Raw genomic sequence first — 17,772 nt, forward strand, 5'->3', positions numbered from 1 at the left:
CTCAGTCCCGCGCTGCGATGAGCCCTTCCTGCGCCAGCGTCGCTGCGATGACCCCGTCGGCTCGAATCAGGCTGCCGGTCACGACACCGCGACCCCGCGCGGCGGCGGGTGAGCGTGTCTCCAACAGGTTCCACTCGTCGGCCCGGACGGGTCGGTGAAACCAGATCGACGAATCGGTGGTGCCGCTGCGGTGCGTTCGCGCTTTCATCGAGTGCCCGTGCACCTGCAGCGCCGGGTCGATCATGTACACGTCGGTGACGAACGTCGCGACCAACGTGTGCACCAGCGGGTCGTCGGGAAGGTCGGCCGTTGTCCGCCACCAGAACCTGCGCACGAACTCTTCACCCGACGACTCGTCGGCGATCCTGATATCGAGTTCCTCCAAGGGCATCGACGGCGCGGGTCCGGCGGGGCCCGTCGGCGCCAGATCGTCGGCGTCGTGCGGCATGGCGCGACGCGTGCCGTGTTCGGGTCCGGGCAACTCGATCGCGAACGACACCGTGGCCGTCGTCAGCAGCCGTCCGCCCTGCCGGGCATCGACGCGGCGCGCGGCCGCGGTCCGCCCGTCGAAAACCCTTGTCACGCTGTACTCGACGGGGTCACCGGCCTCGCCGCCGCGCAGGAACTGCAGATGCATGTTGGTCGGCCCGCGATCGGAGTCGACGGTCCGGCACGCCGCAGCAAGGCTTTGCGCCATGAACTGCCCGCCGTACGACCGTTTCCCCTCCGGACCGCTGGCCGCGCCGATCCACACATCCTCGGCGTCACCGGGTTGCAGGGCGAGCAGCCCCAACAGCCGGCTCATGCGACCGTGCCCGCAACCGTGAGTCGGGCGATCTCGTCCGACGACAGACCGAGCCAGTCCCCGAGCACCGCCGAGGTGTCGTCGCCGAGTGCCGGAGCGACCTCCGCAGCTGGATAGACGCCGCCGATCGACATGGGCAGCCCCGGCGCCAGATACTCGCCGATGCGCGGCTGGTCGATGGGAGTGAACATCGGATTGGCGGTCACCCGATCGCCGCGGGCCGCCTCGGCGAAGCTCTGGTACCGGTCCCACAGCACGGAACTGGTCGACAAGGCGTCGGTGATCTCCTGCGCCGTGTGCTGCGAGAACCATTCGTTGAAGAGGCCGAACAACGCATCGCGGTGCTCGTATCGCTGCCCCTCATCGGTGAAGTCCGCACCGAGTGTCTCCGCAAGCGCGGCAACGGCTTTCGTCGTTCCGGTGAGTTCGGTCAGATCGCTGAAGTGCCTTTTGGTGAGTGCGACGATCATGAACGAGGCGCCGTCGCGCCCGGTGAAGTCCTGCCCGTATTGGCCGTACACCGAGTTGCCGATCCGTTGGCGTGCGGTGCCGTTGATCATGACCTCGGTGAAGAAACCAAGGTTTCCCGCTGTAGCGAGCGCGACGTTCTCCAGCGGAATGCTGATCCGCTGTCCCTGACCGGTGGAGTCGCGGTGCCGCAGCGCGGTCGTCACCGCAAGTGCCGTGTAGATCCCGCAGGTGACATCCCACGCGGGCAGCACGTGGTTGACGGGGGTGGCTAGCTCGGCCGGACCGGTCACCATCGGGAAGCCGATCGCGGCGTTGACCGTGTAGTCCACGCCGGTGCCACCGTCCGCGCGCCCGGACACCTCGACGTGGATCAGGTCGGGTCGCAGCCTGGTCAGCACATCATAGGAATGCCATTGCCGCCCAGCGACATTGGTGATCAGGACGCCGCTGCCCGCGATCAACCGCTGCACCAGATCCTGGCCGTCGGACGAGCGCATGTCCGCGGCGACGGAGCGCTTGCCTTTGTTGAGTCCCGCCCAGTAGATGCTCTCGCCGTCATCGGTGAGCGGCCACCGGCGGTAGTCGGCCGCTCCCCCGATCGGGTCGACGCGGATCACCTCGGCGCCCAGCTGGGCCAGCGTCATCCCGGCCAGCGGCACCGCCACGAAGCTGGAGATCTCGACGATGCGCACCCCGGCCAGCGGCCGGGTCGGGTCGGAACTCACCCGGTCAAGCTATCAAGTGACTGATTGGACGAGCTTTATCGCTGCCGCCTCGATGGTTTCCTCCGACAGCAGCACGTGCAACGCGGCGTCGCCGAGCGGGATGAAGCTGTCATTGCCCGCGACGCGATCGAGTCGTCCCGCGAAGCCGTGCTTGATCAATGTGGCCAGCACACCCTCGCCGACCCCGCCGGTCTCCCGGGTTTCGTCGACGATGAGCACACGCCCGGTGGCGTCGGCTTCCCGCAGCATGTCCTCCACCGGCAACGGCGCCAGCCACCGCAGGTCGACGACGCGGGCGCGAATATCGGCCGCCGCCAGCCTGCGCGCGACCCGCAGGCTCATCCGCACTCCATTGCCGAAAGTCAGGATCGTCAGATCGGTGCCGTCTCCGTAGGTTCGTGCCCGGCCGATCGCCACGCCCGCCTCCGGATACGGCGCCAGCCAACCGCCGTCGTTGTCATCGTGCAGGTCTCGCGTGTGATAGAGCGCGATGGGCTCGAGGAAGAGGCACACCACACCCGCTTCCCTCGCAGCGGCGGCACAGGCGTGCAGCATCGCGGCGGCGTCATCCGGTCGTGCGGGCGATGCGATGACGACACCGGGGAGGTCGCGCATCGCGGTGATGGAGTTGTCGTTGTGAAAGTGCCCGCCGAAACCCTTCTGGTATCCGTAGGCGGCGACTCGCACGACCATCGGGTTGCGGTACTGGCGGTTGGAGAAGAACTGCAATGTCGCCGCCTCGCCGCGAATCTGGTCGGCGGCGTTGTGAAAGTAAGCGAGGTATTGGATTTCAGGGATAGGCAGCAGTCCCGAGACGCCCGCGCCGAGCGCCAGCCCGAGGATCGACTGCTCGTCGAGCAGTGTGTCGAACACCCTCGCCGAGCTGCTTGCGCTCAGCAGCCCGCGTGTCACGCCGTACACCCCACCTTTGCGTGCGACGTCTTCTCCGAAGATCATCGCCTCCGGATAGCGATCCAAGATGTCGTGCAGCCCACGGTTGATCGCCGTCGCCACCGTAATCGGCGTGTCCGTGTCGCCGGACTTGACCGATGCGATCAGCGACGCAGGGACCGCGGCTTGCGCTTCATCCTGCGCAAAGCGCAGCGGTTCCATCACTGCTTGCGCGCTCTCGAGCTGGGGAAGCTCGCTGATCTGATCGGCCAGTGCGATGACGTTCGCGCGTTTGGCCTCGTAACGGTCGAGCACTTCGGCGGGTGTCAGCACGCCGATGTCGATCAAGAGTTTCGCGGTGCGCAGCACCGGATCCCGCTCGTAGTCGGCGGTGATCTCCTCGGTACGGCGATACGACGGCTCGTAATCGGACCCGGCGTGGCCCATCAGCCGTACCGTCCGCAGATGCAGGAATGCCGGGCGACGACGGGTCCGCACCCAGTCGGCCGCGGCGGTCGCCGCATCGAAGGTCGCGGCCAGATCCGATCCGTCCGCCGCGAAATACGCCAGTCCGTCGCGCTCGCCGTACGTCCGCTCGATCCAGCCGCGCGGTGTCGGCACACTGATGCCGATCCCGTTGTCCTCGCAGACGAACAGCAGCGGCATCGGCACACCTTGATACGCGGCGTGCAACGCGCTGTTGATCGCCCCGACAGCCGTCGAATGGTTCACCGACGCGTCGCCGAAGCTGCACACCGTGATCGCGTCCTCGGGCCACGCGCATTCCACCCCGAGTTTCTTGGCGCGTGCGATGGAGAACGCGACACCGACCGCGCGCGGCAGATGCGACGCGATGGTCGACGTCTGCGGAATGATGTGCAGGTCGTGGCGTCCGAACACCTTGTGGCGTCCGCCGGAGATCGGTTCGTCCGTCGCGGCCACGCAGCCGAGCAGCACATCGCGCAGTGCCTCGCGGCTCTCGACCAGTGCGGCGCGCGCGAGGTAGAAGGCGCCCGACCGATAGTGCAGCAGCGCCGGATCGGTGGGCCGCAGCGCCGCCGCCACCGCGGAATTACCCTCATGGCCCGACGATCCGATGGTGTAGTAGCCCTTGCCCTGTGATCTCAGGTAGCGCGCGGCCAAGTCGAGATGGCGGCTACCGAGCGCGACGTCGAACAGCGCAAGGCACACTCGCGCCGTCAGCAAGGAGCCGTCCCGGACCGGTTCATCGTCGCCATGTCGGCGCCCAGACCCGGACATCGCCGAGATGGTCGCGGTGAAGTATTCGTCGATGGGTTCGGCGGCCACGTGTCTCCTGTGTTAAGGGCTTATTGTCGTGCGGGCCAATGCGTTTCGAACGAACTCGACGATCTTCGCCGCATCGGCGCCGTCGTGATCCTGATCGGGATCGTAGATCGCCAAGCTGGCGCCCACGCAGTGCGCCGGGGAACCGAACAGCGATACCACCAGATCCGTGAGTTGATCCCACGTCAGGCCACCGGGCTCGTCCTCGACATCGGGCAGTCCCTGAGCTCCGAACTCGACGGGATCGAGCACGTCGAGATCGATGTGCAGCCACCACCGGTCCACGTGACCGGCGAGCTCCGCGACGGCGCCGCGTCCTGCCCCGGCCGGGTCGTCGGCGACCTCGGCGAGGGGCGCGACCCACACCCCACTGTCTGCAAGTGTGCCGACATTGAAACGTCGTCTCCAGGCGTGGTCTCTCGGCCCGAGCACGATCAGATGCTCAGGCCGCAACGCGGGCAGCCGGTCGCCGAGGCCACCGGTTAGCAGCCGTCCGGTCAAGCCGAGCAGCAGGCCGATCTCAGTGTTGGCCGCCTCGCCGTCCTCGGAAACGTCGAGTGGCATGGTGTCCTCGTGTCCGTCGATGAACACCAGCCCGACATCGCCGACGTGATCACGGAGGCCGGTCACGATGCCGAACAGCGACGAACAATCGCCGCCGTAGACGAACGGGAACCGGCCCGCGGCGACGGCCTCCCCCACACGGATGTTCAGCGCGTCGGTCATGGCGAGCAGCGCGGGCTCGTTGATCAGGGTGGTGGTCTCGCCGCGCTCGGGGTCCGGCTCGGGCAGTTCGAGATTGTGGTCGATGACGTGGTGATGGTCGAACGCGTCGGGTAGGCCCGCATCGTGCAGCGCCCCGGCGGCCTTGGTCTGGTTACCGGCACGGCCGTAGCCGTCGAAGGGCACCCCGATCAGTTCGATGTCGGCCATTTCACTCACTCCTCGATGATCACGGCGCTGTCGTCGCGGCCTGTCAGGAGGACACCGCGATCGCCGAGCAGTTCGACAACGATCACACGAGGTCGATCGCCTCGGCGATGGACGGCAGCACGCGGCTCGGCCGGAATGGATAGCGCTCGATGTCCTCGACCGCGGTCGAACCGGTCAGCACCAGGATGGTCTCCAACCCGGCCTCGATACCGGCGACGACGTCGGTGTCCATCCGATCGCCGACCATCACGGTGTTCTCCGAATGCGCCTCGATCCGATTGAGCGCGCTGCGAAACATCATCGGGTTCGGCTTGCCCACGAAGTACGGTTCGCGCCCGGTGGCCTTGGTGATCATCGCGGCCACCGAGCCGGTCGCAGGCATTGGGCCCTCTGCCGACGGCCCGGTGGCGTCGGGGTTGGTGGCGATGAACCGCGCGCCACCGATGATCAGCCGGATTGCCCTGGTGATGGCCGTGAACGAATACGTGCGCGTCTCACCGAGCACGACGAAGTCGGGTTCGATATCGGTGAGCGTGTAGCCCACGGCATGCAGCGCGGTGGTCAGGCCGGCCTCGCCGATGACGTACGCCGACCCGCCGGGCAGCTGGTCGGCCAGGAACGCCGCTGTCGCCAGCGCGGACGTCCAGATCGAGGCCTCGGGGACGGTCAGCCCGGAGCGCAGGAGCCGCGCGGACAAATCCCGTGGCGTGAAGATCGAGTTGTTGGTCAAGACGAGGAACGGACGCTTCTTGTCGACCAACCGCGCCAGGAACTCCGCGGCGCCGGGCAGGGCGTGTTCCTCGCGGACGAGCACGCCGTCCATGTCGGTGAGCCAGCACTGCGGTGTGGAGCGCACGAGCCCAGTGTGTCAGGCCTAGCCCATCGGCATCTCGGGCATCTGCACATCGCAGCGAGCCCGGAAGTCGGGGGCTGCCTGCCTGACCGCCTTGAGCTCGTCGCGGACCACGGGGTTCGCGTCGAAGTACGCCTGGATGTCGGCTGTCATCTGATCGCGGGGTTTGCCCTTGAGACCCGTGAAGAACGCGTTCACGTCCGGATGGGTGAACAGGTATGAGGACGTGCCCGCGGACACACCGGCCATTACGCCGGCAAGGTCGGCGGCCGTGCAGTTCGGTGGGTCAGCAGCGGCCGTCGCCGCGCTGCCGAAAAGCATTGCCCCGGCGATCATGCCGGCACCTATGACACTGCGAGAGAACATCTGTAGCTCCTTGCTCGAAATGGAATGGGATTTTTGGTAATGCTCAATCACCGGGGGCCGATACCGCCAGGGCGGCCGGGGCCGCCAGGGCCTCCGGGGCCTCCGGGGCCGCCAGGGCGGCCGAGATTGATGTCGACGCCCCAGTCGTCGCTGCAATACCAGGGGTCGGCGCAGTAGCCCGGATAGGCAGGACCGGACGGCGGGGTGGGCCCGCCGCCGCGTACCTCCCCCTGCGCACACACGGTGGCGTAGCCCGCATTTGTGCAATCCGCCAACGCAGGCGGTGCACCAACGAGAGCAACGGGAACTGACGCCGAAGCCAGCCCCATGATCAAATACCGCACAATTAATTTCACGGCTCCCCCTTTCCGCGAGTGAAAGGACCCGTCTGGCCGTAGAATACGGTCAAGACCACATCTCACCACAGTATTGCAAGAATGACCTGCCAACGAGTCCGAAATTCGAGAATCAGGCTTAGCTATCCTCTGCTCTGGCGCGGCAAAGGCCCTGAGCCCAACTAACTTTCGGCACTCCCGTACCAATGAGTATGGCCTGGTATCATTACCCGTGAGTCACGTATCTGACTCCGCGAATAGCGATGCGGGTCAATTGCTTAGTGCTAATCTCCGAATTTGGTCCGGTTCGAGTAAAGGGGCGGAAAATGTCGTCAGATGAGGTGTGGTCGAAACCGGCCGCAATGGCCATCCCTAAAGAGGGTTACTTCGAACTCGAGCGGGGCCGCTACGGTCCGACGTATCCGAGGACGCCTGCCTGTTACGGCTTCTCGATCATCGCGAAGGTCAAAGAAGGCCGCGAAGAAGCGCTGCGCGCGTACGGCAAGACGATCGAGGAGACGATCGCGGCCAGCCCCGAGGCGCTCGCGCCACTGCGACTGCACTACCTGAGGTGGGTGCTGTTCGACGTCGGGTCGGGCCTGCACTTCCAGTACCAGGGCATCTTCGACACCGACTTCGACAAGTACACCGAGGACGCCGTCAAGCTGTTCAGTGCGACGGGAATCACGACCGCGTTCGTCAACCTCGAGGGGTTCCCCGAGGATTGGAAGGAGAACCCGGAATCGTTCATGAAGTTCGTCCGCGAACACCAGTGCCCCAGCTTTCTGGAATACGGCGAGTACCCGTACGTCACCGCCGACGAGATCAAAAAGGCGCTGCGCCTGAAGGCCGCCTTCTCGGACATGCTCGACCAGATGCAGTAACTCATGACTTCGGATGATCCGATGGCAACGGTGAACTTGTACATCGACGCTTTCAACGCAGGCGACGCACAGGCGATGTCATCCGCATTCGCCGATACGGCGTCGATTCTCGACGGTATGGCGCCACACCTGTGGTTAGGGCCGACAGCCGCAGAAGACTGGTATCGAGACGTGCTGGTCGAGGGTCAACGACACGGCGCCTCGGACTATGTCGTCACGCTCGGCAACCCGGTGCACAACGATGTGTCCGGCGACAGCGCGTATGTCCTTGTGCCCGCCACCATGACATTCAATGTCCAAGGCAGGCAGGTCACGCAGACCGGCTCGTTCTTCACCGTCGCGCTCCGCAAGACCTCCGGCCAGTGGCGGATTGCGGCCTGGGCGTGGGCAAAAGGAAAGCAGTAGCGGACGTGCTCGAACTCGACGACATTCAGCACATCCTGCTGACCCGAACGCCGGCAATCACCGGGCGGTATGAGTTTCTGACGTTCGACACGCAGGCCGGCGGCCGAGCCTGGCTGTCGGAACTGCTCGATCTGGTGCAGTCCGCGGCCGACGCAACCGACACCATGGACGAGAGCCGGCGGTGGATCACCCTGGCGTTCACATGGACCGGGTTGCGCGCGCTCGGTGTACCCGAGGAGTCTCTGGCCAGCTTTCCCGACGAATTCCGCGAAGGAATGGCCTCGCGCGCCGACATTCTCGGAGACACGGGTCCGAACCATCCCGACAACTGGGTTGGTGGCCTCGCGGGCGACGATGTGCACGCCATCGCGATCCTGTTCGCCCGCGACGACGAGCAATCTCAGGTATCCATCGATAATCATGACCAGTTGCTCGCACGCACCGACGGCGTCCGCAGCCTGTCTTTCCTCGACTTGAATGCCACGCCGCCGTTCAACTACGCCCACGACCACTTCGGGTTCCGCGACAGGCTGTCGCAACCGGTCATGGAAGGCTCGGGTGAGGAACCCACTCCGGGTTCGGGCGCACTGCTGAAGCCGGGCGAGTTCATCCTCGGCTACCCGGACGAGGATGGGCCGGTGGCCAATCTGCCACAGCCCGAAACATTGTCTCGCAATGGAAGTTTCATGGCCTATCGCCGCCTGCGCGAACACGTGGCGGAGTTCCGTGACTACTTACGCGAGAATTCCGAGACGCCGGACGACGAGGAACTGCTCGCCGCCAAGTTCATGGGTCGCTGGCGCAGCGGGGCCCCGCTGGTGCTCGCACCCGACAAGGACGACCCCGAGCTGGGCGCGGACCCGATGCGCAATAACGACTACAACTACAAGGAAATGGACCCCTTCGGTTACGCATGTCCGCTGGGATCCCACGCGCGACGGCTCAACCCTCGCGACACAGCACACAACATGAACCGTCGCAGGATGATCCGGCGCGGGGCCACCTACGGTCCCGCACTCCCGGACGGCGCGCCCGACGACGGTGTCGACCGCGGTATCGCCGCGTTCATCATCTGTGCGGACCTCGTTCGCCAATTCGAATTCGCGCAGAACGTCTGGATAAATGACAAGGCGTTCCACGAACTCGGCAACGAACACGATCCGATCTGCGGCACCCAGGACGGCACACTGGACTTCACGGTCCCTAAGCGTCCGATTCGTAAGGTGCACAAGGGCATACCGGCATTCACGACTCTCACCGGTGGCGCCTACTTCTTCCTTCCCGGCATCAATGCCTTGCGCTATCTGACGACGCTCGGCGGAAAGTAGAGCGCATCATGGGCACCCCGATTCCAGCCCGTACCTATAACCAGAGCCATGTCGCGCGGAAACACGACGGGCGCCGAAGGATAAGTATCTACTGGACGTGGAGCTATCCATGGGAGTCACAACGTAATCCCGGCGAGATGTACAACCGCTTCTCCACCATGACCGAGGTCCGAAACGCGTTGTGGCCCAGCTACGAAACACCCGAGTATGACGAAGCCCACTTCCTTCAGGGCATCGCCGGGACGCTTGAGCTCTTCCACCGTTCGACGCTGGCTTTCCAGGAACTTGCGGGTGAGGCGACGGGCCACCCGGTCGCCGTGTTCCAGCGCATCGACCAAGCCGGCTACAAGCTGCCGATCGACGAGCGGGTGCTCGCCGACACCGACACTCTGATGGTCTTCGGGCTCGATCACATCCTGTCCGAACAGGAAGCCGCGCCCGAGGAGATCGCCGTGATCAAGGAGTGGTTGAAGCGCGAGGGCACCTGCCTGCTGCTGGCGCCGCACCACGATGTGGGCTTCACCGATGACTTCGCTCAACGACAGGTGGAATTCCAGCACCACGGCGACCCCTTGGTGCCACGCCAGCAGCGGTTCGGTCAGTACACGCGGTCCCTCATGAAGGCCCTCGATGTGCCCGTCCACAACACATGGGGACTGCGGCCCGCCGTCGTCGAAGGCACCAAAGAGATCGCACCACTGACGGGGTTCCGTGATGTGGACACCGCGAGGCTCCTCGACGACGTCACCACATTCAACTTCCACCCGCATCTTCCCCATTACGAGCTGACCGCACCCGAAAGCGACGCTCTACGCGTGCTCGGACGCCAGCGCGTGGACCCGAACCGCCCGCATCCCTTCACCGATGCGGGCAACACCGAATTCAACGCACTCATCTGGATGCCTCCGAGCGGACAGCGCACCGGCGACATTGTGCTGATCGATTCGACGCACTTCACCACGCTCTTCGGGGGCACCGACAGTCTGCGTAACCTCTGGCGCAACCTCGCCACCATGAGCTAGCCCCGCTCGAAGAAATCCAACTGCGCTCCTTGCCGCACGGCTGCGGCTTGGCCGCCGCACTCGACCGAGTCGGCGCTATCCGGTCTTGACCTGCAGCCGGGCCCAACCCCGCACACTGGACGTTCGCGCACGACTCGAGGCGTCGTAATCGACTTCCCAGTCGGTCCATCGCTTGAGGACCTCTTCGAACGCCACGCGTCCCTCGAGCCGCGCCAGCGCCGAGCCGAGGCAGAAATGCAGTCCCTGTCCGAAGCTCAAATGCCCACCCTTGCGGTGGATGTCGTAACGATCCGGATCGGTGAAGTGCGTTTCGTCGCGATTGGCCGACCCGTTCAGCAGCAGCATGTATGACCCCTCGGTCACGGTGTGGCCGTAGAGCTCGACGTCATTGGCGACGTATCGCGCCTGCACCGGAGACGGTGGTTCGTATCGCAGTGTCTCCTCCACAGCCGAGGCGATCAGCGATGGATCCTCGGCCAGTTCGTGTCGTTGATCCGGATGCTCGCCGAGCAGCTGTCCCATGAATCCGATGAGCCGAGCGGTGGTTTCGTTGCCCGCGCCGGCGATCATGGCGGTGTAGGCCAGGACTTCCATGCGCTCGAGCGGGCGCCGCCCACCGTCGGGCTCCTCGACTTCCGCGTTGAGCAGTTCCGTCATCAGGTCATCTGAGGGATGCGTCGCCCTCCACTCGATGTACTCGGCGAACATCGCGATCGACTCTTCGAAGACCTTCGAACTGACATCGGTCGTGCCCTCGGCGACCGTGATGTTCTGATCGTTCAGGTCGCGGATCCGCTGCTGTCCTTCTTCGGGGATCCCCAGCAGATGGCCGATCGTGCGCATCGGCATGAATGCGCCGAGGTCGGCGACGAAGTCGAAACCGTCTGCGTCGAGAAGGGGGTCGAGTGCGCTCGTGCAGAACTCGCGCACCAATTCCTCTACAGCCAGCATGCGGCGGGGCGTGAACACCCGCGACAGCAGGCGCCGATGCAGATCGTGCAGCGGTGGATCCTCGAAAAGCAGGATTCCAGGCGGTACTTCGATGCCGTTGAACAGGATGTCGGCGGTCGTGCCCCGCCCCGATCTGTATGTCTCCCAATCGGGCAGTGCACGCGAGACGTCGTCGTATCGGCTCAGTGCGTAGAAGTTGTACTTCTCGTTGAAGTACAGCGGCGCCTCGGCTCGCATGCGCTTCCACACCGGATACGGATCGTCGTCGATTCCGAAATCGAATGGGTCGTAGTACAAGTCGGCAGTTGGATCAACAGTCACACAGAATCGCCCTCCGAGCGAATGAGAAGTTATCTGGGCTGGTTGGGCACACCCGGGAACAGTTGCACATCTGGACCCGAGGTCACGTAACCCATTTTCATGGTGACGAGGTGGGGTGCAAATACCGCTCCGTACAACACATTTCCGAGGACGATGACCGCGACGATGGAGATCAGCGCCGATTGGGACTTGGTCTTCGACAGCCTGTCCGACCACATGTCGATGACATTGCGGCCTTGTTCGTCGGTTCGACCCAACAGATAGGTGAAGACCATCATCTGGATGCCCATCGCAATGGCGTCATAGACCGGGTACTGGTGCAGAGTGCCTTCGAAGAGGCCCAGGCCGGGGAGCACGTAGGCGTAGTGGAAGACCCCGAGCCGGGCGCCGAGCCCTCCGTTGAACAGCAGGGCCCAGCAGAAGCCGACGACGAGTCCGACGAACAGCAGCGTGATCGGCTGCCGCCATCCGAATCGCGCGCTCAGCCGCCGTCCGATCGCTGCGCCCGTGACGGCAGGGATGCAGAAGTAGCCGATGTAGCCCAACGGCACGGACGAGGGCAGCCCTCCCCAGGTCATGTTCAACGGCCACCACGACGGCATGCGCGGAAGCGCAGGCGGGAACTGGGCGTACATCGCCCAGTCGTACGGAGCTTCGATCCACGAGAAGGAGATCGCCGAGATACACAGCAGTAGCAGCGGATGCAGACGGCCGCGGCGCACGCTCAGATAGATGCCGACGAGGGTGAAGATGATGCCGCTGCCCCAGCCGAAGATGTTGGATGCCGCCAACAACGGTGTGAGTTCGGTGTTCATTGATTGCGCTCGTCGCTCGAGTTACCCCGTGCTTCGGGGTCGAAGTACATGACCAGTCCGAATATCAGGAGGATCAGCCCGAACAGCGTGCCGAGCATGATGAGTTGACCCACAACCACATCCCTTCCGATACGATCTGACCTCCTTAATAGTGGACACTATTCTAAGATGGGAGTCAAGGACGCTATCGTGAATGCCGTCACCAGCGCGGCCCGAGGAGTGAGCAACCCTGCCCCAGCGAAGTTCGTCGAAGAAACCGGTTGCCGTCACGCGCCGCCCCCGCGGAGAGCCACGACGCCTCCTGCTGGACGCCGCTCGCGACCTGTTCGCCCGGCGGGACTACCGAAGCACCACGACGCGTGAAATCGCCGAGGCGGCAGGCGTCAGCGAGTATCTGCTGTTTCGCCACTTCGGCTCGAAGGCCGGATTGTTCCGCGAAGCGCTGGTGCTCCCGTTCACGAACTTCGTCGACGATTTCGGCAAGACGTGGCAGGCCGTTGTTCCCGAGGAGACCGACGAAGAGGAACTGACCCGGCATTTCGTCGGTCAGCTCTACGACGTTCTCGTCGAACATCGAGGCCTTCTGCTGACGCTCGTGGCGTCGGATGGGCTCAGCGCGGACGAGATCGACGGCGCAGGCATCGCCGACATCCGGCGGGCGCTGACCGTGCTCAGCCAGATCAGCGCCGAAGGCATCAAGATCCGCGAGATGCAGACCAATCAACCGGATCTGCCCGCACACTCGACGGTCGCCATGATCGTCGGCATGGTCGCCATGCGTTCCACGTTCTTCGGAAGCAGGCCGCCCTCGCGCGAAACGATCGTCGACGAGCTCGTCCAGGCGATCCTGCACGGCTTCCTGCATCGGCCGTAGGCGCGCCGCTATCCCCCAGGTCCGTTGGGCCACTTGAGCAATGAGCCCGCGTCGACCCGGATCTGCTGGCCGGTGATGTAGCGGCTGTCATTGCTGGCCAGGAACACCCCCAGCTTCGCCATGTCCTCGGGTTCGATGTACGGAATCGGCATGGCTTGGAAAATGGTGAACAACGGCTCGGCATCTTCGCGGGTGGCCTGCTTGCCCTCCTGCGTGAGGTCGGGGCGGAACATGCTGTACATGCCGTCGTTCTGGAGCAGATGGGTGTTGCAGTTGGTCGGATGGATGCAGTTCACGCGAATCATCCTGTCGGCGAGAGCCATCGACATCTCTTCGACGTACTCGATGAGCACGCGCTTGCTCCAGCCATAACCCCTGCCGCCGGGACCCATATTCGGGTTGTCGGTGGTGCCGCGGATCATCCCGGCGGTCGAGCCCGTGATGATCACCGAGGCGCCATTGGGCAGATGCGGGACGGTGACGGCGACGGTGTTCATCACACCGAGCAGGTCGACGTCGCTGGCGTCGACGAACGACATCGCATCGAAAGCTCTTCCCATCGCCATGGGCAGGATCCCGGCATTGGCGACCACGATGTCGATCTTGCCGAGGTCGGCAACACCCGCTTCGACGGCATCGCGCAACTCGTGGCGCTCCCGCACATCGGCGATGCGGGCGACGACGCGGCGTCCGATCTCCTTGACCGACAGTTCCGTCTCGGAGAGATCATCGGGCGTGGCCAACGGATAGGGGTTGGACGGGATGTCGCGGCAGATGTCGACCGCGATGATGTCGGCACCTTCCTTGGCCATCTCGATTGCGTGGGCACGTCCCTGACCGCGGGCGGCGCCGGTGATGAAAGCGACCTTGCCCTCGAGTTTCCCAGCCATTCATCCTCCACCGATTACGGGCGCAGGCTGAATCCCGCACTCGAAGATGACCGAAACCTATGAGATTTTCGCGGTTAAATCAATAGCATGCGGGACAAAAGTTTGGTTCTGCGCGGATCGCCTCCGACGTGCACATTCACCCAGGAGTGTCCCGTTACTGCACGATTTCGAAGACCGCGGCGGCGGACGTGACGGCCTTGTCGCCGTTGCCTTCGTCGTGCAGCATCATGCGGACGCCGACCTTGCCGGGCCCACCCGCGTGCGCTTCCCCGGCGACGCGGAACGGCCCGACCTTGCCCCGCGACATGAACATCACGTGCCAGCTCACCACCTGGAGCCTCCTCGTACCCGCCGCCTCGGCCGCGAGGTCGATCGCCGCGGTCTCGAGCACGACATGCTGCGGGCCGATGTGTAGCGCCGCGTCCGGAGACGCGAGTTCGATACTGAGCGGCGGAAGCACCCAATGTCCGTCGGCACGTTTGGATGCGCCGAACGCCTCCCACAGCGGCGGAAGGTCGGGCGAGTCCTCGATGACCAGTTCGGTGCCCGAAACATCCATCTTGTCAAGGCCTTCCGGTGGGATCCCGATGATCGCACCCTGACCCTCGTTGAAGGCGATCACCCGGTCCGGATTGTCGGCATCGACGATCTTGCACCGGCCGTATCCCATCGTCCGGCCCTGATGCACATTGCCCGAGCCGACGATTTCGAACCGCTTGACGTCATACCCGGGATCGATGATCTGCACCGACGCGATGACAGGATTCGGCACCGCCACCATGTCGGTCTGACATCCTTCGGGCGACGAAATTGCCAACGGCGCCACCATGATTCCGCCCGCTTCGTTACGCATATCGCGGCGGACTGTGACGGTGTCATCGGTCTCGCCGATGTTCATGGAGCCATGATTGCGCCCGATGTAGCGGTAACTCAGCAGTCCGGTCCATCGCCGGTGCAGCTCGTCGCGGTAGGCATCGGTGTCGTCCATCAGCTCCCTGATGTCCCGCAGGTGATCGGTCACTCGTCTCCCCTATTTCGTCGCACCTTGTTGAACGGTACTCCCCGGTCGGCCGCCGCCTCACGAGGAAAATTCAGCACCCGTTCGCCGATGACATTGCGCGCCATCTCCACAGTGCCGCCGCCGATGTTGGCGATCTGCCTTCCGAGATAACGCGTGCCGACACCGAGCATCTCGGGGTCGTCGCTGACGACCGCGGCGGTGCCGGCGATCTCGCGAGCGGCGTCGGTCTCCACGTTGTGCGCCTCGGCCATGGAAGCTCTGATGATCGACCCCGCGGTCGGCGGCAACCTGCCCTCGAGCACAGCGCGGTACACGTATTCGCTCAGTTGCTTTTTGACCTCCCGGTGCACCAGCGCCCGACCGGCCACCCCTCGTATCCGCGGATCGTCGCCCTGGCCGGTTTTCTCGATCAGCCGCAGAAGATCGACCTGAACGTCCTGGGCCGCCGCGATTCCGCCGCCGCTGGTGAATTCCGATCCGTCGCCCATGGTGCGCCGCTCGTGATAGAGCTGCCGGGAAGCGACGTCCCAGCCCTTTCCGGGCTCTCCGACGACCGCGTCGTCGGAAAGTTCGACGTCGTCGAAGAACTCCTCGCAGAACTCTTCTGTCCCGTCGACCTGCCGGATGCGGTTCATCGTGATGCCCGGGTGACGAAGCGGCACCAGGAACATGGTGAGCCCCTCGTGCTTGGGGACATCCCAATCGGTGCGGGCCAGGCAGAGGCCGTAATCGGCGGCGAAGGCGCCGGTACTCCAGGTTTTGGCCCCGTTGAGCACCCATGTGTCACCGCGGCGATCGGCGCGGGTGATGACACCAGCAAGATCGGAACCGCCGCCGGGTTCGGAGAGCAGCTGAACCAGGACTTCCTCACCGCGCAGCGCGGCCGGAATGTGTGTTCGCTTCTGTTCCTCGCTGCCGATGTCGAGAAGCGTCGCGCAGCAGATGGCGAAGCACGGGATGTTCAGGATGATCGGCATTTCGTAGCCGACGCTCTCGGCGTCGAACGCCTTCTTGTATTCGTAGTCCAGCCCGAGCCCGCCGTACTCACGGGGAAAGCAGATCCCCGCGAACCCACCGTCGTGCAGCCGGCGCTGCAATTCTCGGGCCCGAATCCACAACTGGTCTGAATCACGCTGCAATACAGGTGGATTGGCCGGATCGATCGTGCGCATATTCGCCGCGAGCCACGATCTCGCCCTGGTGCGGAACTCCTCGATGGGCTCAGCGCTCACACGCTTCAGACTAGACACGCGGATAGCAGTGTCAATACAAGGCGTTCGCGGGCGCTAACCGACCGGGGTGAAGGTGATGTGAAGTTCGGAAAGCCCCCGCATGATGAACGTCGGCTCGTAGGCGAAGCGGCGATCGTTCGGCGGACCGTGGTGCTCGGTCGAGATCGTGATATCGCGCATACGGTCGAGGATCCGGTTCAGTGAGATCCGGCCCTCCGCGCGGGCCAGCGGAGCGCCCGGGCAGGAATGGGCGCCTCGGATGAAGGCGATCTGTTCCCGCACGTTGGGCCGATCGGGACTGAATGTATTGGGATCGTCGAACTTTCGGCCGTCCCGGTTGCACGCACCCGGAAGCACCATGACCGTCGAACCCGCGGGCACCTTGACGTCGCCAACCGTCGTCGAGGTGCGCGCCATCCGGAAGTGCGACTTGACCGGGCTCTCCATGCGCAGCGTCTCCTCGAGGAACGCCGGGATCTTGGAGCGGTCGTCGCGCAGCGAAGTCTCGAACTCCGGGTGGTCGCCCAACACGCGCACCGCGGAGCTCACCAGCTTCGTCGTCGTCTCGGTTCCTGCAGCGAACAGGAATGTCGACAGGTTCATGACATCGTCGATCTCAGGCGTCGATCCGTCCTCGTATTTGGCCTGCGCCAGCTCGGTCAGCACGTCCTCGCGAGGCGCACGCCTGCGATCTTCGATATAGGCGTGGAACTTGTCGTTGAGCCATTGCAGAGGGTTGTGGGAGGTTGGCGCCTCTTTGCCCAACTCGCCGACCGTCTCGAGCGCGAACGCGGCCTTGAACTCGTCGTGATCCTCCGGCGGTACGCCGAGCAGATCGGCAATCACCAGCAACGAGAAGGGCTTTGCGTAATCGGTGAGGAACTCCGCGCTGCCACGTTCGATGAAGGTGTCGAGCTGCTGGTCGGCCAACCGCCACATGAACTCCTCGTTCTCCTTGAGGCGTTTGGGGGTGATCAGCTTCTGCATCAGACCGCGGGTGCGGGTGTGCATTGGCGGGTCCTGGGAGGTGATGTGTTCGGCCATCGGCACCGCAGCGCGGTGTTCCTCGATCAGTTCGGAAACGTCGTCCTGGCCGTCGGCGCCGAAGGGCATGCCGGAGAACGGGCCCGCGACCGAGACACACGACGAGAAGGCAGGGTCCTTGTAGACCGCCAGCGCCTCGTCATAACCCGTCACGGCGAGCACATTGAACGGAGTCGCCTGCACCACCGGGCACTTCGAGCGCAGGTGATCGAAGTAGGGATACGGGTCCGGGACGAGTGATTCGTCGGTGAAGAAGTCCACGGTCTCGTAGTCGGTCATCGCGCCTCCTCGCAGGTCGCCG

General features: G+C 64.4%; 18 protein-coding genes. 5 read left to right on the forward strand and 13 right to left on the reverse strand.

The genetic code is table 11. The features are described from left to right. Position 1: 1 nt before the first annotated feature. The 7 genes from AB4Z42_RS06045 to AB4Z42_RS06075 form a co-directional block, all read right to left on the reverse strand. Positions 2–805 (reverse strand): acyl-CoA thioesterase, encoded by an 804-nt coding sequence (locus AB4Z42_RS06045; RefSeq protein WP_442008242.1) that lies wholly within the window; start codon positions 803–805, stop codon positions 2–4. After that, positions 802–2,001: a CoA transferase gene (locus AB4Z42_RS06050; protein WP_442008243.1), complete on the reverse strand. Its 1,200-nt coding sequence runs from the start codon at positions 1,999–2,001 to the stop codon at positions 802–804. Before AB4Z42_RS06050 ends, AB4Z42_RS06045 begins: the two co-directional genes overlap by 4 nt. 12 nt (positions 2,002–2,013) lie before the next feature. Then, on the reverse strand, positions 2,014–4,152 hold the full coding sequence (locus AB4Z42_RS06055) for a thiamine pyrophosphate-dependent enzyme (RefSeq protein WP_442008845.1): 2,139 nt from the start codon (positions 4,150–4,152) through the stop codon (positions 2,014–2,016). Between the two features lie 60 nt (positions 4,153–4,212). Beyond that, complete coding sequence (locus tag AB4Z42_RS06060; protein WP_442008846.1) at positions 4,213–5,130, reverse strand: arginase family protein; 918 nt, start codon at positions 5,128–5,130, stop codon at positions 4,213–4,215. Between the two features lie 82 nt (positions 5,131–5,212). Beyond that, positions 5,213–5,986 (reverse strand): HAD-IIA family hydrolase, encoded by a 774-nt coding sequence (locus AB4Z42_RS06065; protein WP_442008244.1) that lies wholly within the window; start codon positions 5,984–5,986, stop codon positions 5,213–5,215. An 18-nt stretch (positions 5,987–6,004) separates the two neighbouring features. Then, a complete protein-coding gene (locus AB4Z42_RS06070) occupies positions 6,005–6,349 on the reverse strand; it encodes a heme-binding protein (RefSeq protein WP_442008245.1) in 345 nt (114 codons plus the stop codon). A 47-nt stretch (positions 6,350–6,396) separates the two neighbouring features. Continuing rightward, entirely contained in the window at positions 6,397–6,705 is a 309-nt protein-coding gene (locus AB4Z42_RS06075; protein WP_442008246.1) for a hypothetical protein, read from the reverse strand. 305 nt (positions 6,706–7,010) lie between these two features. Between AB4Z42_RS06075 and AB4Z42_RS06080 the strand changes: the two genes are divergently transcribed. The 4 genes from AB4Z42_RS06080 to AB4Z42_RS06095 are packed head-to-tail and all read left to right on the forward strand — an operon-like array spanning position 7,011 to position 10,323. Then, complete coding sequence (locus AB4Z42_RS06080; RefSeq protein ID WP_442008247.1) at positions 7,011–7,568, forward strand: hypothetical protein; 558 nt, start codon at positions 7,011–7,013, stop codon at positions 7,566–7,568. Between the two features lie 3 nt (positions 7,569–7,571). Next, a complete protein-coding gene (locus AB4Z42_RS06085; protein WP_442008248.1) occupies positions 7,572–7,973 on the forward strand; it encodes a nuclear transport factor 2 family protein in 402 nt (133 codons plus the stop codon). A gap of 5 nt (positions 7,974–7,978) precedes the next feature. Further along, complete coding sequence (locus AB4Z42_RS06090) at positions 7,979–9,301, forward strand: Dyp-type peroxidase (RefSeq protein ID WP_442008249.1); 1,323 nt, start codon at positions 7,979–7,981, stop codon at positions 9,299–9,301. Between the two features lie 8 nt (positions 9,302–9,309). Next, positions 9,310–10,323, forward strand: coding sequence for a hypothetical protein (locus tag AB4Z42_RS06095; RefSeq protein ID WP_442008250.1), 1,014 nt, complete (start codon positions 9,310–9,312; stop codon positions 10,321–10,323). Between the two features lie 75 nt (positions 10,324–10,398). On the opposite strand, the gene AB4Z42_RS06100 is transcribed toward AB4Z42_RS06095, so the two are convergent. Both AB4Z42_RS06100 and AB4Z42_RS06105 read right to left on the reverse strand, forming a co-directional pair. Then, the gene (locus AB4Z42_RS06100; protein ID WP_442008251.1) at positions 10,399–11,595 is read right to left on the reverse strand and encodes a cytochrome P450; all 1,197 of its coding nucleotides are present in this window, start codon (positions 11,593–11,595) and stop codon (positions 10,399–10,401) included. A 29-nt stretch (positions 11,596–11,624) separates the two neighbouring features. Next, a complete protein-coding gene (locus AB4Z42_RS06105) occupies positions 11,625–12,410 on the reverse strand; it encodes a spirocyclase AveC family protein (protein ID WP_442008252.1) in 786 nt (261 codons plus the stop codon). A gap of 229 nt (positions 12,411–12,639) precedes the next feature. On the opposite strand from AB4Z42_RS06105, the gene AB4Z42_RS06110 reads away from it, so the two are divergent. Further along, positions 12,640–13,284 carry a TetR/AcrR family transcriptional regulator gene (locus AB4Z42_RS06110; protein ID WP_442008847.1) on the forward strand — a complete coding sequence of 215 codons (645 nt, stop codon included), beginning with the start codon at positions 12,640–12,642 and terminating at the stop codon, positions 13,282–13,284. Between the two features lie 8 nt (positions 13,285–13,292). Here the strand turns inward: AB4Z42_RS06110 and AB4Z42_RS06115 are convergent, their stop codons facing one another. The 4 genes from AB4Z42_RS06115 to AB4Z42_RS06130 form a co-directional block, all read right to left on the reverse strand. Then, positions 13,293–14,174 (reverse strand): mycofactocin-coupled SDR family oxidoreductase, encoded by an 882-nt coding sequence (locus AB4Z42_RS06115; protein WP_442008253.1) that lies wholly within the window; start codon positions 14,172–14,174, stop codon positions 13,293–13,295. A gap of 154 nt (positions 14,175–14,328) precedes the next feature. Continuing rightward, positions 14,329–15,195, reverse strand: coding sequence for a hypothetical protein (locus AB4Z42_RS06120; RefSeq protein ID WP_442008254.1), 867 nt, complete (start codon positions 15,193–15,195; stop codon positions 14,329–14,331). Beyond that, positions 15,192–16,367, reverse strand: coding sequence for an acyl-CoA dehydrogenase family protein (locus tag AB4Z42_RS06125; RefSeq protein WP_442008848.1), 1,176 nt, complete (start codon positions 16,365–16,367; stop codon positions 15,192–15,194). Before AB4Z42_RS06125 ends, AB4Z42_RS06120 begins: the two co-directional genes overlap by 4 nt. 114 nt (positions 16,368–16,481) lie before the next feature. Next, a complete protein-coding gene (locus tag AB4Z42_RS06130) occupies positions 16,482–17,750 on the reverse strand; it encodes a cytochrome P450 (RefSeq protein ID WP_442008255.1) in 1,269 nt (422 codons plus the stop codon). Positions 17,751–17,772: the final 22 nt, after the last annotated feature.

The organism is Mycobacterium sp. 2YAF39 (genome assembly GCF_052114565.1).
In the GTDB taxonomy this organism is placed as follows: Bacteria; Actinomycetota; Actinomycetes; order Mycobacteriales; family Mycobacteriaceae; genus Mycobacterium.